General features: G+C 73.2%; 12 protein-coding genes. 7 read left to right on the plus strand and 5 right to left on the minus strand.

What is annotated here, in order from left to right; translation table 11 throughout:
• The first annotated feature begins 227 nt into the window (after positions 1-227).
• The 4 genes from ABT160_RS18325 to ABT160_RS18340 all read left to right on the plus strand — a co-directional run bounded on the left by ABT160_RS18325 (position 228) and on the right by ABT160_RS18340 (position 4,651).
• Positions 228-1,292: a quaternary amine ABC transporter ATP-binding protein gene (locus ABT160_RS18325; RefSeq protein WP_351648654.1), complete on the plus strand. Its 1,065-nt coding sequence runs from the start codon at positions 228-230 to the stop codon at positions 1,290-1,292.
• Positions 1,285-3,132: an ABC transporter permease/substrate binding protein gene (locus tag ABT160_RS18330; protein WP_351648655.1), complete on the plus strand. Its 1,848-nt coding sequence runs from the start codon at positions 1,285-1,287 to the stop codon at positions 3,130-3,132. The genes ABT160_RS18325 and ABT160_RS18330 overlap by 8 nt, the downstream gene beginning before the upstream one ends.
• 263 nt (positions 3,133-3,395) lie before the next feature.
• Positions 3,396-3,950, plus strand: coding sequence for a helix-turn-helix domain-containing protein (locus ABT160_RS18335; RefSeq protein ID WP_351648657.1), 555 nt, complete (start codon positions 3,396-3,398; stop codon positions 3,948-3,950).
• Positions 3,950-4,651, plus strand: coding sequence for a helical backbone metal receptor (locus tag ABT160_RS18340; protein ID WP_351648658.1), 702 nt, complete (start codon positions 3,950-3,952; stop codon positions 4,649-4,651). The genes ABT160_RS18335 and ABT160_RS18340 overlap by 1 nt, the downstream gene beginning before the upstream one ends.
• Here the strand turns inward: ABT160_RS18340 and ABT160_RS18345 are convergent.
• Positions 4,590-5,756: a TDT family transporter gene (locus tag ABT160_RS18345; protein ID WP_351648659.1), complete on the minus strand. Its 1,167-nt coding sequence runs from the start codon at positions 5,754-5,756 to the stop codon at positions 4,590-4,592. The two genes, ABT160_RS18340 and ABT160_RS18345, sit on opposite strands and share 62 nt — an antisense overlap.
• Positions 5,757-5,826: 70 nt before the next feature.
• Here ABT160_RS18345 and ABT160_RS18350 point away from each other — a divergent pair, with 70 nt between their 5' ends.
• Complete coding sequence (locus tag ABT160_RS18350) at positions 5,827-6,750, plus strand: LysR family transcriptional regulator (protein ID WP_351648660.1); 924 nt, start codon at positions 5,827-5,829, stop codon at positions 6,748-6,750.
• Positions 6,751-6,819: 69 nt separating this feature from the next.
• Here the strand turns inward: ABT160_RS18350 and ABT160_RS18355 are convergent, their stop codons facing one another.
• The 4 genes from ABT160_RS18355 to ABT160_RS18370 all read right to left on the minus strand — a co-directional run bounded on the left by ABT160_RS18355 (position 6,820) and on the right by ABT160_RS18370 (position 11,759).
• Positions 6,820-8,100: a haloacid dehalogenase-like hydrolase gene (locus ABT160_RS18355; RefSeq protein ID WP_351648661.1), complete on the minus strand. Its 1,281-nt coding sequence runs from the start codon at positions 8,098-8,100 to the stop codon at positions 6,820-6,822.
• Positions 8,101-8,230: 130 nt separating this feature from the next.
• Positions 8,231-9,013 (minus strand): 3-oxoacyl-ACP reductase, encoded by a 783-nt coding sequence (locus tag ABT160_RS18360; protein ID WP_351648662.1) that lies wholly within the window; start codon positions 9,011-9,013, stop codon positions 8,231-8,233.
• On the minus strand, positions 9,010-10,383 hold the full coding sequence (locus ABT160_RS18365) for an aldehyde dehydrogenase family protein (protein ID WP_351648664.1): 1,374 nt from the start codon (positions 10,381-10,383) through the stop codon (positions 9,010-9,012). The genes ABT160_RS18360 and ABT160_RS18365 overlap by 4 nt, the downstream gene beginning before the upstream one ends.
• A gap of 11 nt (positions 10,384-10,394) precedes the next feature.
• Positions 10,395-11,759, minus strand: coding sequence for a glutamine synthetase family protein (locus ABT160_RS18370; RefSeq protein ID WP_351648665.1), 1,365 nt, complete (start codon positions 11,757-11,759; stop codon positions 10,395-10,397).
• 78 nt (positions 11,760-11,837) lie between these two features.
• On the opposite strand from ABT160_RS18370, the gene ABT160_RS18375 reads away from it, so the two are divergent.
• Together ABT160_RS18375 and eat are read left to right on the plus strand one after the other, a co-directional pair.
• Positions 11,838-12,581: a FadR/GntR family transcriptional regulator gene (locus ABT160_RS18375; protein ID WP_351648666.1), complete on the plus strand. Its 744-nt coding sequence runs from the start codon at positions 11,838-11,840 to the stop codon at positions 12,579-12,581.
• A 186-nt stretch (positions 12,582-12,767) separates the two neighbouring features.
• Positions 12,768-14,222 (plus strand): ethanolamine permease, encoded by a 1,455-nt coding sequence (eat, locus tag ABT160_RS18380; protein ID WP_351648668.1) that lies wholly within the window; start codon positions 12,768-12,770, stop codon positions 14,220-14,222.
• Positions 14,223-14,280 lie beyond the last annotated feature (58 nt).

Below are 14,280 nucleotides of genomic sequence, written 5' to 3' on the forward strand. Positions count from 1 at the left end.
GTGGCGCTGGGTACAAGAGGGACCCGCGTGAACTGGGTCACTTTTCCGTTTGCCCCCGCCGGGCTCGGGAAGGCGCCGCCCCGGAGCGGACACCGTCCCGGTTTCAACCACCCCGGTTGCGGCCGCAGGCCGTGATCCGGGACACGTGACGCGGGCCGACCCCGCCCGCTCCACGGCCTGCTCGCGGGGGTGGCGGGCCGTCTTTCGGTACGACCCGTGAGGTGTATGTGTCCAGGCTTCAGGCCGAGCACTTGTACAAGGTGTTCGGCAGACGACCCGAGGAAGCGGTCCGCAGGCTCGAAGGCGGCGCCGGCCGCGACGAGCTGCGCGCCGACGGCACGACGGCGGCGGTGATCGACGCCTCGTTCACCGTCGAGCCGGGCCAGATCTTCGTCGTCATGGGCCTGTCCGGGTCCGGCAAGTCCACGCTCCTGCGGATGCTCAACGGGCTCCTGGAGCCCACCGCCGGGCGCGTGCTCTTCGACGGCCGCGACCTGACCGCGCTGAGCCCCGCGGACCTGCGCACCGTGCGCTCCACCAAGATCAGCATGGTGTTCCAGCACTTCGCGCTCTTCCCGCACCGCAGCGTGCTGGAGAACGCCGCCTACGGCCTGGAGGTGCAGGGCGTCGCGCGCAAGGAGCGCGAGCGCCGGGCCGCCGAGTCCCTGGAGCTGTGCGGCCTGGGCGGCTGGGAGAAGTCCTGGCCCGACGAGCTCTCCGGCGGCATGCAGCAGCGCGTGGGCCTCGCCCGCGCGCTCGCCACCGACGCCGACATCCTGCTCATGGACGAGTCCTTCAGCGCGCTCGACCCGCTGATCCGGCGCGACATGCAGGACCAGCTCCTGGAGCTGCAGAAGCGGCTGAAGAAGACCATCGTCTTCATCACCCACGACCTCAACGAGGCCATGCGCCTGGGCGACCGCATCGCGGTCATGCGCGACGGCCGGATCGTCCAGCTCGGCTCCGCCGAGGACATCCTGGTCCGCCCCGCCAACGACTACGTCGCGTCCTTCATCCAGGACGTCGACCGCGCCCGGGTGCTCACCGCCGCCGCCGTCATGGAGGAGGCCGCCCCGGACGCCGACGACTGCCGCTGCGAGACCGTCACCCCCGACACCCTGGTCGCCGAGCTGTGCGCCGTCAGCGCGCGCGTGCCGCACCCGGTGGCCGTCAAGGAGACCGGCGGGAAGGTCGTCGGAGTCGTACGCCAGTCCAGCCTGGTCGGACTGATCGGCGACGAGCACGGCGAACCCGGCTCCTGCAGCGCCCGGGAGGTGTCCGCGCATGCCTAGGCTCCACCTCGGCCAGTGGGTCGACAGCGGTGTGGACTGGCTCCAGTCCCACCTGTCCTGGCTCTTCGACGCCGTCACCAGCGTCGTCACCGGTCTGTACGACGCGATCGACGCGGTCCTCTCCGCGCCGCCCGCCCTGCTCTTCGCGGGCATCCTCGCCGTGGTCGCCTGGTGGCTGCGCGGCCTGCTCGCGGGCGTCCTCGCCTTCGCGGGCTTCGCGCTCATCGACTCCGTCGAGCTGTGGGACGACGCCATGTCGACCCTCTCGCTGGTGCTCGTCGCCACCCTCGTCACGCTGGTGATCGCGGTCCCGCTCGGCATCTGGGCGGCCCGCTCCAAGACGGTCAGCGCCGTGCTGCGCCCGGTCCTGGACTTCATGCAGACGATGCCCGCGATGGTCTACCTGATCCCCGGCATCATCTTCTTCGGCGTCGGCGTGGTCCCCGGCATCATCGCCACGATCATCTTCGCGCTGCCCCCGGGCGTGCGCATGACCGAACTCGGCATCCGCCAGGTCGACGGGGAACTCGTCGAGGCCGCCGAGGCGTTCGGCACCACCCCGCGCAACACCCTGGTGCGCGTCCAGCTCCCGCTGGCCCTGCCCACCATCATGGCGGGCGTCAACCAGGTCATCATGCTGGGCCTGTCCATGGTCGTCATCGCGGGCATGGTCGGCGGCGGCGGCCTCGGCGGCGCCGTCTACCGCGCCATCGGCAACGTCGACATCGGCCTCGGCTTCGAGGCGGGCGTCTCCATCGTCGTCCTCGCCATGTACCTGGACCGGATGACCGGCGCACTGGGCCGCCAGGTCTCGCCGCTGGGCCGCCGCGCGATGGCCAAGGCCCGCGCCGCGGCGGGCGGCCTGAAGATCTGGTCCCACCGCCCGCAGCCCGCCGTCGCCGTGGTCGGCGTGGTCGTCCTCGCGCTCGTCGCGGGCGGCATGGGCGTCTTCGGCGGCGCCAAGTCCGAGCAGGCCTCGGGCCGCGAGAACGTCGGCAAGGGCCAGAAGATCTCCATGGGCTACATCCCGTGGGACGAGGGCATCGCCTCCACCTTCCTCTGGAAGGAGCTCCTGGAGCGCCGCGGCTACAAGGTCGACGCCCGCCAGCTGGAGGCCGGAGCGCTCTACACCGGCATGGCCGGCGGCCAGATCGACTTCGAGACCGACTCCTGGCTGCCCGTCACCCACGCCCAGTACTGGGAGAAGTACAAGGACCGGCTGGAGGACAAGGGCTCCTGGTACGGCCCCACCTCGCTGGAGCTGACCGTCCCGTCCTACGTCAAGGACGTGAACTCGCTGGCCGACCTCAAGGGCAAGGCCGGGAAGTTCAAGGGCCGCATCATCGGCATCGAGCCGAGCGCCGGGATGATGGGCATCCTCAAGGACAAGGTCCTCAAGAGCTACGGCCTGGAGGGCGAGTACAAGGTCGTCGACGGCTCCACGCCCGGCATGCTCGCCGAGCTGAAGCGCGCGTACGACAAGAAGGAGCCCGTCGTGGTGACCCTGTGGTCGCCGCACTGGGCGTACTCCTCGTACGACCTGAAGAAGCTCGAGGACCCGCAGGGCACCTGGGGCAAGGGCGACGGGGTGCACACCCTGGCGCGCAAGGGCTTCTCCGCCGACCACCCCGAGGTCGGCAAGTGGCTCTCGGACTTCAAGATGACCGAGAAGCAGCTCACCGACCTGGAGGCGAAGATCCAGGAGACCGGCAAGGGCAAGGAGCAGGAGGCCGTCCGCGCCTGGCTGGACGCCAACCCCGAGCTCGCCGATGCCTGGACCCCGGTGGGCAAGGGCGAGAGCAAGGAACAGGCCAAGAACGTGCCCGCCGACGCCCGGTAGGCGCACGCACGACGAACGGTCCTGAGGGCCGGTCCCCGCGGTGGCGGGGACCGGCCCTCCGCGCGTGCCCGCCCGGCGCCCGGTCGAGGACCGCCACAGGAACGGGGCCGGTTCGAGCCGTACTCCAGTACGCACCTGGTGTCCTGGAGGAACGTGCGTGGCTGATCCGGCGGGACGGCGCGCCGAAGCTGCGTAAGGTGAACGCACCAAGGAACGCGCGGTGCGGCCACGGGACCGAGCACCAGAGGGAGGGAGCCGCACAGATGGACGACAAGGAGTCACTCCGGGTGGGCGTGGCCGTCCGCAGGCGGCGCCGGGCACTGGAGCTCACCCTGGCCCAGGTCGCCGCGCGCAGCGGCCTGTCCGTCCCGTTCCTCAGCCAGGTCGAGAACGAGCGCGCCCGTCCCTCGGGCCGCTCCCTGCAGCGCGTCGCCGACGCCCTGGGCACCACCGACGCCCAGCTGCTCGCCGACGCCGAGAGCGCGCGCGTCGTCGACGTCGTGCGGGCCGCCGAGTCGGCCCGGGACACCGGCGCCGCGGGGGTGCGCCCGCTGGTGCGGGGCCGCCACCAGCTGCACGCCGTGGAGTACACCGGCGAACAGGACGCGGGCCGCGAGTTCCTGCACCGCAACGACGAGATCCTGTACGTCGCCGACGGCGCGGCCGAGGTCGAGGCCGAGGGCCGCGCCCACCGCCTGGAGCGCGGCGACAGCCTGTACCTGTCCGGCGGGGTGCGGCACCGCTGGCGCGCCACCGAGCCGGGCACCCGGCTGCTCGTGGTCGCCGTCTCCGACCACGTCGAGGTCACGGACGCCTGATGCGGGTGGTGTCGCTGGTCCCCTCGCTCACCGAGGCGGTCGCCGAGAGCGCCCCGGGGGTGCTGGTCGGCGCGACCGACTGGTGCGAGCGCCCGGCGGGCCTGGCGGTCACCCGGATCGGCGGCACCAAGAACCCCGACCCGGCGGCCGTCGTCGCCCTGCGGCCCGACCTGGTGCTGGCCAACGAGGAGGAGAACCGGGAGCCGGACCTGGCCGCGCTGCGGGCCGCCGGCCTCGACGTCCTGGTGACGCACGTACGGGACCTCCCCGGGGCCTTCCGCGAGCTGGAGCGGGTCCTGCGCGCCTGCGGGCGGACCCGGCCGCGCTGGCTCGACGAGGCGGAGGCGGCCTGGGCGGCGGTGACCCCGGCCGCGTACCGCACGGCCGTCGTGCCCGTCTGGCGGCGGCCCTGGATGGTCCTGGGGCGCGACACCTTCGCCGGGGACCTGCTGGCCCGCCTCGGTGTGCGCAACGCCTACGAGGACCACGCCGAGCGCTATCCGCGGGTGCCGGTCGAGGAGCTGCGGGACGCGGGCGCGGACCTGGTGGTGCTGCCGGACGAGCCGTACCGCTTCAGCGCGCAGGACGGGCCCGAGGCGTTCCCCGGGCTGCCCGCCGCGCTCGTCAGCGGGCGCCACCTCACCTGGTACGGGCCGTCACTGGCCGAGGCGCCCCGGGTGCTGCGAGCAGCTCTCGGCTGAGCAGGCCCCGCAGGGTGTTCAGCGCGGCGGCCAGCCAGGCGGCGGCCAGCAGGACGTACAGGGCGACCGCCAGCCAGCGCAGCGCGGTCACACCGGTGTGCCGGGCCAGGCCCTCGGCACCGGTCACGCAGGTGCCGACCGGGAAGGTGAAGGCCCACCAGGTCATCGCGAAGCCCATGCCCTGGCGGCGGGCCCGCAGCACCAGCACCCCGGCCAGCGCCAGCCACAGCAGGGCGAAGCCCATGACGGGGACGCCGTAGAGGACGGCGAAGCCGGTGAAGGCGCGCCCGTAGGCGGGCAGGACGTCGCCCGCGGTGTCGGCGAACTTGTCGGCGGCGGTGGTGGACTGGCCCAGCGGGCCGAGCACCAGGAACAGGGTGGGGGTCAGGGCCAGCGGCAGCGTCGGCCCGGTGACCAGCCTTCCGAAGACCAGGGGCACCATCACCAGGGTGGCGAGCAGGCTGATCCCGAACATCGCGTAGCAGGCGAGCAGCAGCGTCTGGCGGGGCTGCCCGGCGGCCAGGTGGGGCAGCAGCAGCGGACCGAGCGCCGCGGAGACCATCGGGGCGACCACCGGGAGCAGCCAGGACGGGGCGGCGTGCTCGATCCGGTGGTGGGCGATCATCAGGTACGGGACGGCGACCGCGGCCGCGAGCCCCACGGCGGTCCCGGCCGTGAACAGGACGGAGTCCACGGCGACGGCAGCCGGGGTGCCGATCCAGTCGCGCCCGACGATCATCGTGCCGCCGCCGACCGCCAGCAGCGCCATCGACAGGCAGCCGTAGAAGGGCGCCATCGCGGGGTCGAGCAGATGGGCGCGGGCCTGGTCGCGGTGGTGCGCCCAGTGCAGGGCGCGGGCGGTGAGCAGGGCCAGCAGCATCGCCAGCGAGAGCGCCCAGAAGGCGGTGCAGACGATGCGCAGGCCGGGCAGGTCCACCGGCAGGGAGGCGCCCGCGTTGGCGATGACGGCGGTGCCCATGACGGCGGCGTACCAGTTCGGACCGAGGTGGCGGACGCCGGGGAAGGGGCGCGGGGCGGCGGCCGGGGTCCGGGGGCCGGTGTGACCGGTGGCTCGGCTGGTTCGGGGCTGGGCGACGGTGACCATGGGTCCACGGTCCCGCGCGGCGGGGGATGGCGGTAGCCACCACGTATCTATGAGGGCATAACCTGGGCTTATGAGTGATCCCCCGCTTCCGCCCTCCCCGCCGTCGCCCCTGTCCCACCGGGTGCCCGACCTCGGCGCGCTGGAGCTGCTGGTCGCGGTGGCGCGGCTGGGGAGCCTGGGGCGGGCCGCCCGGGAGGTCGGGATCACCCAGCCGGCCGCGAGCAGCCGCATCCGCTCCATGGAGCGGCAGCTCGGCGTCGCCCTGGTGGAGCGCTCGCCGCGCGGCTCGCGGCTGACCGGCGAGGGGGCGCTCGTCACGGACTGGGCGGTACGGGTCCTGGAGGCGGCGGAGGCGTTCGACGCGGGCGCGCAGGCGCTGCGCGACCGCCGGGACTCGCGGCTGCGGGTCGCCGCGTCGATGACCATCGCCGAGTACCTGCTGCCCGGCTGGCTGGTCGCGCTGCGCGAACGCCTCCCGGGGACGGCGGTGTCGCTGCACGCCGGGAACTCCGCGACGGTGGCCGGGCGGGTGCTCGCGGGGGAGGCGGACCTCGGCTTCGTGGAGGGGCTCGACGTGCCGCCGGGGCTCGACGCGGCGACGGTGGCGCACGACCGCCTGGCCGTGGTGACCGCGCCGACGCACCCCTGGGCCCGCCGCCGGGCGCCCGTGCCCGCCGCGGAACTGGCCGCCACGCCGCTGATCCTGCGCGAACGCGGCTCCGGGACGCGCCAGGTCCTGGAGGCGGAGCTGGGCGGGCTCGCGGACCCTCTGCTCGAACTCGCCTCCACCACGGCGGTGAAGTCGGCGGCGGTGAGCGGGGCGGGGGTGGCGGTGCTGAGCGAGCTGGCGGTGACGGAGGAGCTGGCGGGGAGGCGCCTGGTACGGGTCGAGGTGGCGGGCGTGACGCTGCGCAGGAGCCTGCGGGCGGTGTGGCCGCGCGGGCAGCGACCCGGGGGACCGGCGAGGGAGCTGCTGGGGCTGACGCGGGGGTAGGCCGCGGGGGCGCGGGCCTTGGCCTCGGGGCCCGCGCCCCAGGGGCCCCCGGCCTGGGAGGGTGTGGGGTCAGGGGGCGTACACCGTGTCCCGTTGGTCCGGGATCGGTGTCCCGTCGGTGCGGAGGACCGGCGACCCGGTGCCGTCCGGGGACGTGTAGCCCGTCGTGGCGCACGGGTAGGGGGCGGCCTTCCGCTTCTTCGGCTCGATGAACATCGGGTTCACCACCCAGCGCCCGTCCGCGTTGTCGTACGCCCGGCACATCAGCTCGTTCTTGTTCCGGTTCAGCACCAGCCGCAGCCCCGTCGCGTCGCGCAGGAACGACACGTCGGTGTCGGAGTCGCCCGCGGCGAACACCTGGCGGCGCGCCGCCGGCTGGACCCGCTCGGCCGCGGGGCCGCGCACCCCGAAGACCTCCTGGTTGATCCAGCAGCGCTTGCCGTCGATGTACGTGATCATCGAGTCCTGGCCGTCGCGGACGCTGCCGCACCCCTTCAAGTGGCTGGTCAGACGGCCGTGTTCGGTGGTGTTGCGGATGCCCACGGCGTGCGCCCGGTCGATGCCGACGCCCCGCGCCCACACGTCCACGACGGGCTCCGGCGAGGCGGAGGTGATCCACACGTCGAAGCCGGACCTCTGGAGCGTACGTATCAGGTCGCGCTGCTGGTCGTAGTAGCGGGCCCAGCCGGTGACCGACGCGCTGCCGACCTTCTGTTCGGCGCCGACCGGCGCGGCGAGGTTCTCGGCGCGGGCCGCCGCGGCGAAGGACTCGACCTGGCGGGTGGTCCAGCCGTGCAGCAGCTGCGCGAGCCAGGCGTACTGGGGCTCCATGCGGCGGCGGTCGTAGCCGGAGAACGCGGTCCCCCCGGTGCTCGTGCGCCCGTCCGCGTACACCGAACGCACCTCGTCGGCGCAGCGCGTGTCGGTGGCCGTGGGCAGCAGGGCGGTGCGGGTGGGGCAGGCGGCGGAGAGCGCGGCGGAGGCGTCGGCGGTCAGGTAGCGGCTGGTGGTGCGCCAGTCGCCGTGCTGCGGGGCGCGCAGCCGGCCGTTGCGCAGCAGCCAGAACATGGTGGCGTCACCGACGTCGTTCTTGATGACGGTGTTGTCCCAGTCGAAGACGGCGACCGGCTTGGCGCCGCGGTCGCGTTCGCGGCCCCCGCAGCGGCCGTAGGTGTCGATGAGCTGCTGGAGCCGGGCCTTGTTCTCCCCGTACCAGCCCTGGGAGACCTCCAGTTCGGCGCACGCGGCGGGGCGCGGGCGGTGGTGGGCCTGGGCGGGCGGGGCGGTGACGAGTCCGGCGGCGGCGAGGGTCAGGGCCGCGGCCGCGGTCCGGCGGTGGGTCGTGTTCATGTGCACGCTCCTGATCTACGCGCGACAGCCGGGCGTCGTGCGACGCCCGGCTGTCGGGGTGGTGATCTCGAGGTGAACGGCCGTGGCCGCTCGAAGGGTCGAAGGGGCGAAGGGTCGCGGAACGGGGTGCCTAGAGCGGGGTGACGTACGCGCCCGAGATGCCGCCGTCGACCAGGAAGTCGGTCGCGTTGACGAACGAGGAGTCGTCGCTGGCCAGGAACGCCACGGCGGCCGCGATCTCGTCGGCCTCGGCGAACCGGCCCACCGGGATGTGCACCAGGCGGCGCGCGGCGCGCTCCGGGTCCTTGGCGAACAGCTCCTGGAGCAGCGGGGTGTTGACCGGCCCCGGGCAGAGCGCGTTGACCCGGATGCCCTCGCGGGCGAACTGCACGCCCAGCTCGCGGGACATGGCGAGCACGCCGCCCTTGGAGGCGGTGTACGAGATCTGCGAGGTGGCCGCGCCCATGATCGCCACGAACGAGGCGGTGTTGATGATGGAGCCCCGGCCCTGCCGCTGCATGTAGGGCAGCGCGGCCTTGCAGCACAGGTACACGGAGGTCAGGTTGACCTCCTGGACCCGCCGCCAGGCGTCCAGGCCCGTGGTGAGGATGGAGTCGTCGTCGGGCGGCGAGATGCCGGCGTTGTTGAAGGCGACGTCGACGCTGCCGTAGGTGTCGAAGGCGGTCTTGAACAGGGCCTCGACCTGCTCGGCGTCGGTGACGTCGACCTTGACGAAGGTCCCGCCGACGGCCTCGGCGGCGGCCTTGCCCGCGGTCTCGTCGATGTCGCCGCAGACGACGTTGGCGCCCTCGGAGGCCAGGCGCCTGGCGGTGGCGAGGCCGATGCCGCTGCCCGCCCCGGTGATGACGGCGGTGCGGCCGACCAGGCGGCGGCAGATGATCTCTTCGGTCACTGTGCGGGTTCCTCCGTGCTGATGAAGACGTTCTTGGTCTCGGTGAAGGCGGTGAGGGCGTCGGGTCCGAGCTCCCGGCCGAGGCCGGACTGCTTGAAGCCGCCGAAGGGGGTCCAGTAGCGCACGCTGGAGTGGGAGTTGACCGACAGGTTGCCCGCCCGGACGGCGCGCGAGACGCGCAGCGCGCGGCCCACGTCGCGGGTCCACAGCGAGCCGGCCAGGCCGTAGTCGGTGGCGTTGGCCAGGCGCACCGCGTCGGCCTCGTCCTCGAAGGGCAGCACCACGGCGACCGGTCCGAAGACCTCCTCCACGGCGACGCGCGCGTCCGGCGCGACGTCGGTGACCAGGGTGGGCGGGTACCAGAAGCCGGGGCCCTCGGGCGCGGTGCCGCGGGCCACGGTGAGGTCACCGGTGACGTACGACCGCACACGCTCGCGCTGCACGGCTGAGATCAGCGGGCCCATCTGGGTCTTCTCGTCGGCCGGGTCGCCGACCACCACGGAGCGCACCGCGGGCACGAGCAGGTCGAGGAACCTGTCGTACACCGCCCGCTGCACCAGGATCCGGGTGCGGGCGCAGCAGTCCTGGCCGCTGTTGTCGAGGAAGGACATCGGGGCGGCCGCGGCGGCGGCCTCGACGTCCGCGTCGGCGAAGACGATGTTGGGGCTCTTGCCGCCCAGCTCCAGGGTGACGCGCTTGAGCCGCTCGGCGCCCCTGGCCATGATCTGCTTGCCGATCCTGGTGGAGCCGGTGAACACGATCTTGGCGACGCCGGGGTGCTCGACCAGGGCGTTGCCCGCGACGGCGCCCTCGCCGGGCAGCACCTGGAAGAGGTGCTCGGGCAGCCCCGCCTCCAGGGCCAGTTCGGCCAGCCGCAGCGCGGTCAGCGGGGTGGTCTCGGCGGGCTTGAGGATCACCGCGTTGCCCGCGGCGAGCGCCGGGGCGGTGCCCCAGGCGGCGATCGGCATCGGGAAGTTCCACGGGGCGATCACGCCGATGACGCCGAGCGGTTCGAGGATCGTGACGTCGAGGCCGCCGGCGACCGGGATCTGACGGCCGCTCAGCCGCTCGACGCCACCCGCGCTGAAGTCGAGCAGGTCGCGGACGTTGCCCGCCTCCCAGCGGGCGTTGCCGATGGTGTGCCCGGCCTCGCGCACTTCGAGCAGGGCCAGTTCCTCGCGGTGCGCGTCGACGACGGCGGCGAAGCGGCGCAGCAGCCGGGCCCGGTCGGCGGGGGCGGCCGCGGCCCAGCCGCGCTGGGCGCGCGCGGCCCGGGCGACGGCCGTGTCCACGTCGGCGGCGGTGGCCGCCGGGACGGTCGCGACGACCTCCTCGGTCGCCGGGTTCAGAACCTGGAGTTCCTGGAGCAAGGGGGTGTTCCTCACATGCGTTCGAAGGAGCGGCGCAGCTCCCAGTCGGTCACCGCGGCGTCGAACGCGTCGAGTTCGACCCGCGCCATGTTGCGGTAGTGGGCGACGACCTCGTCCCCGAAGGCGTCCCTGGCCACCGTGCTCTCCTCCCAGAGGCGGGCGGCCTCGCGCAGGGTGGTGGGCACGTGCGCGTAGTCGGCGGCGTAGGCGTTGCCCGGGCAGGCGTCGGGCAGCTCCAGCTTCTGCTCGATGCCGTGGATGCCGGCCGCGACCAGTCCCGCGACGGCCAGGTAGGGGTTGACGTCGCCGCCGGGCAGCCGGTTCTCGAAGCGCATCGAGCGGCCGTGGCCGACCACGCGCAGGGCGCAGGTGCGGTTGTCGTGGCCCCAGGCGACGGCGGTGGGGGCGAACGAGCCGGGCTGGAAGCGCTTGTACGAGTTGATGTTCGGGGCGTAGAGCAGGGAGAACTCGCGGAGCGCGGCGAGCTGTCCGGCCAGGAAGTGGCGCATGACCGGGGACATCCCGTCGGGTCCCTCGCCCGCCATGGCGTTGCGGCCCTCGGCGTCCTGGAGCGAGAGGTGGATGTGGCAGGAGTTGCCCTCGCGCTCGTTGTACTTGGCCATGAAGGTCAGCGAGACGCCCTCCTGCGAGGCGATCTCCTTGGCGCCGGTCTTGTAGACGGAGTGCTGGTCGCAGGTGGTCAGCGCCTCGTCGTAGCGGAAGGCGATCTCGTGCTGGCCGGGGTTGCACTCGCCCTTGGCGGACTCCACGGTCAGGCCCGCGCCCGCCATCTCGTTGCGGATGCGGCGCAGCAGGGGCTCGATGCGGCCGGTGCCGAGGACGGAGTAGTCGATGTTGTACTGGTTGGCGGGGGTCAGGCCCCGGTAACCGGAGTCCCAGGCCTGCTCGTAGGTGTCCTTGAAGACGATGAACTCCAGCTCGGTGCCGACGTGCGCGGTGTACCCGTGCTCCGCGAGGCGCTCCAGCTGGCGGCGCAGGATCTGGCGGGGGGCGGCGACGACGGGGGAGCCGTCGTTCCAGCCGAGGTCGGCGATGAGCATCGCGGTGCCGTCGTTCCACGGGACGCGGCGCAGGGTGGTGAGGTCGGGGCGCATGGCGAAGTCGCCGTAGCCCCGGTCCCAGCTGGACATCGCGTAGCCGTCGACGGTGTTCATCTCGGTGTCGACGGCGAGCAGGTAGTTGCAGCCCTCGGTGCCGTGCTCCAGCACCTCGTCCAGGAAGAACGGAGCGGCGAACCGCTTGCCCTGGAGCCGCCCCTGCATGTCGGGGAAGGCCAGGACGACTGTGTCGATCTCACCACCGGCGACGAGGGCGCGCAGCTCCTCGACGGCCAGCGGGGCTTTGCGGTCTGCCACGGGGTTGTGCCTCCTTGGATCAGCCGGAAGCCATAAGGTATTGCCGAAGACCTTTGCTTGGGAAGGGGAAACCGCGACGTGGCGAAAGACGGCACGAAGATCGACGGGACGGAGGACAGGCTCGCCCCCGTCCTGCGCCCGGTGCGGGCGGGCAACGGCTTCGAGGAGGCGCTGGAGCAGATCCTCCAGGTCGTCCGGCTCGGCCTGGTGCCGGGCGGCGAACGGCTGCCCGCCGAACGGGACCTGGCCGACCGGATGGGCATCAGCCGGGTCACCCTGCGCGAGGTCCTGAAGGTGCTCCAGGACCAGGGCCTGGTGGAGAGCCGGCGCGGCCGCTACGGCGGCACGTTCGTACTGCCCCGCGACGAGCGGCTGGCCGGCGAGGACGAACTGCGCCGCCGCACCGCCTCGGTGGACGTCGAGGACACCCTGCGCTTCCGCGAGGTCCTGGAGGTGGGGGCGGCGGGCCTGTGCGCCGCGCACGGCCTGTCGGACGAGGGCGCCGCCCGGCTGCGCACGGCCCTGGCGGCCACCCAGGACGCCCCGCTGGGCGACTACCGCCGCCAGGACACCCTGCTGCACCTCACGCTCGCCGAGCTCTCCGGCTCGCCCACCCTGACGGCCCAGTACGCGGCCGTCCGGGCGACCGTGAACGACCTGCTCGACTGCATCCCGCTGCTCGTGCGCAACCTGGAGCACTCGCAGCACCAGCACGCCGTCCTGGTGGAGGCGGTGCTCGACGGGGACGCGGACGCGGCCCGCGAGGTGATGCGGGAGCACTGCGCGGGCACGGCGGCGCTGCTGCGCGGCTTCCTGGCGTGAGGGCGCGGAGGGTTTCGCGGACGGCGGCGCGGGATACGGGTGACGTACCGCCCGCGCCGCCGGCGACGGCGTCCGGGGCGCCCCGGCGCGTAACCCGAAAGTAACGCAGGGGACTTGCGCTCCCCCGACCCGCACCGCAAAGGTATGCATCCATTCCATTGGGTCGGATGCGGGAGCTGTGCTGGTATGACGCTCGAAGACACGACCGGGGGCGCCGGAAGCGCCGGAACACCACCGACGGACGACTACCTGCGGCGCAGGACGCTGCGGCGCGGCAGCGCGGGCTGGCTGCTGCTGACCGGACTCGGCGTCGCGTACGTCGTCTCGGGCGACTTCTCCGGCTGGAACATCGGCCTGGCCAAGGGCGGCTTCGCCGGACTCGCCATCGCCACCGTGCTGATGGGCACGATGTACGCCTGCCTGGTCTTCGCGCTCGCCGAGCTGTCCGCGATCCTGCCGACCGCGGGCGGCGGCTACGGCTTCGCCCGCCGGGCGCTCGGCACCTGGGGCGGCTTCCTGACCGGCACGGCGATCCTCATCGAGTACATCCTGGCGCCCGCCGCGATCTCCATCTTCATCGGCGACTACGTCGAGTCGCTCGGACTGTTCGGCCTGGAGTCCGGCTGGCCCGTCTACCTGGCCTGCTTCGCGGTCTTCATCGGCATCCACCTGTGGGGCGTCGGCGAGGCGCTGCGCTTCAGCCTGGTCGTGACGGCCATCGCCGTCGCGGCGCTGCTGGTCTTCGCCGTCGGCGCGTTCACCGACTTCCAGGCCTCCGGCCTGAACGACATCCCGGTCGACCACGACGCCTTCGGCTCCAGCTCCTGGCTGCCGTTCGGGCTCCTCGGCATCTGGGCCGCCTTCCCGTTCGGCATGTGGTTCTTCCTCGGCGTGGAGGGCGTGCCGCTGGCCGCCGAGGAGGCCAAGGACCCGGTGCGCTCGATGCCGCGCGCCCTGGCGATCTCCATGTCGATCCTGGTGCTGCTCGCCGTGCTCACCTTCTTCGCCTCGACCGGGGCGCGCGGCTCGGCCGCCCTCCAGGAGGCGGGCAACCCGCTGGTGGTGGCGCTCCAGGGCGACGGCGACCCGACCGCGCTGAGCCGGTTCGTCAACTACGCGGGCCTGGCGGGCCTGGTGGCGTCCTTCTTCTCCCTCATCTACGCGGGCTCGCGCCAGCTCTTCGCGCTGTCCCGCGCGGGCTACCTGCCCCGCTTCCTGTCCCTCACCAGCCGCCGCAAGTCGCCCTACCTGGGCCTGCTGATCCCCGGCGCGATCGGCTTCGCGCTGGCCGCGGGCACCGGGAACGGCGCCCGGATGCTGAACATCGCGGTCTTCGGCGCCACCATCTCGTATGCGCTGATGGCGCTCTCCCACATCGTGCTGCGCCGCCGCGAGCCCGGACTGCCGCGCCCGTACCGCACCCCGGGCGGCATCGTGACCTCCTCGGTCGCCTTCGTCCTCGCCCTCTCGGCGCTGGTCGCGACCTTCCTGGTGGACAAGGACGCGGCGTTCATCGCGCTCGGGGTGTACGTGGTCGCGCTCGCCTACTTCGCCTTCTACAGCCGCCACCACCTGGTGGCCGGCGCCCCGGAGGAGGAGTTCGCGGCGCTGGCCGCGGCCGAGGCGGAGCTGGAGCGGTGAGCTGAGCGCACTACGCTCGGCGCCGTTGCCGCACGCACAAGTGTCCTGCCCGTCGCAC

Origin of the sequence: Streptomyces sp. NPDC001941 (assembly GCF_040296945.1) — a bacterium.
In the GTDB taxonomy this organism is placed as follows: domain Bacteria; phylum Actinomycetota; class Actinomycetes; order Streptomycetales; family Streptomycetaceae; genus Streptomyces.

Bases quoted from the DNA above. Each gene is read 5' to 3' on its own strand.
- ABT160_RS18345 (WP_351648659.1), bottom strand. From the start codon at position 5,756: ATGGTCACCGTCGCCCAGCCCCGAACCAGCCGAGCCACCGGTCACACC.
- ABT160_RS18355 (WP_351648661.1), bottom strand. From the start codon at position 8,100: ATGAACACGACCCACCGCCGGACCGCGGCCGCGGCCCTGACCCTCGCC.
- ABT160_RS18340 (WP_351648658.1), top strand. From the start codon at position 3,950: ATGCGGGTGGTGTCGCTGGTCCCCTCGCTCACCGAGGCGGTCGCCGAG.
- ABT160_RS18335 (WP_351648657.1), top strand. From the start codon at position 3,396: ATGGACGACAAGGAGTCACTCCGGGTGGGCGTGGCCGTCCGCAGGCGG.
- ABT160_RS18350 (WP_351648660.1), top strand. From the start codon at position 5,827: ATGAGTGATCCCCCGCTTCCGCCCTCCCCGCCGTCGCCCCTGTCCCAC.
- eat (WP_351648668.1), top strand. From the start codon at position 12,768: ATGACGCTCGAAGACACGACCGGGGGCGCCGGAAGCGCCGGAACACCA.
- ABT160_RS18330 (WP_351648655.1), top strand. From the start codon at position 1,285: ATGCCTAGGCTCCACCTCGGCCAGTGGGTCGACAGCGGTGTGGACTGG.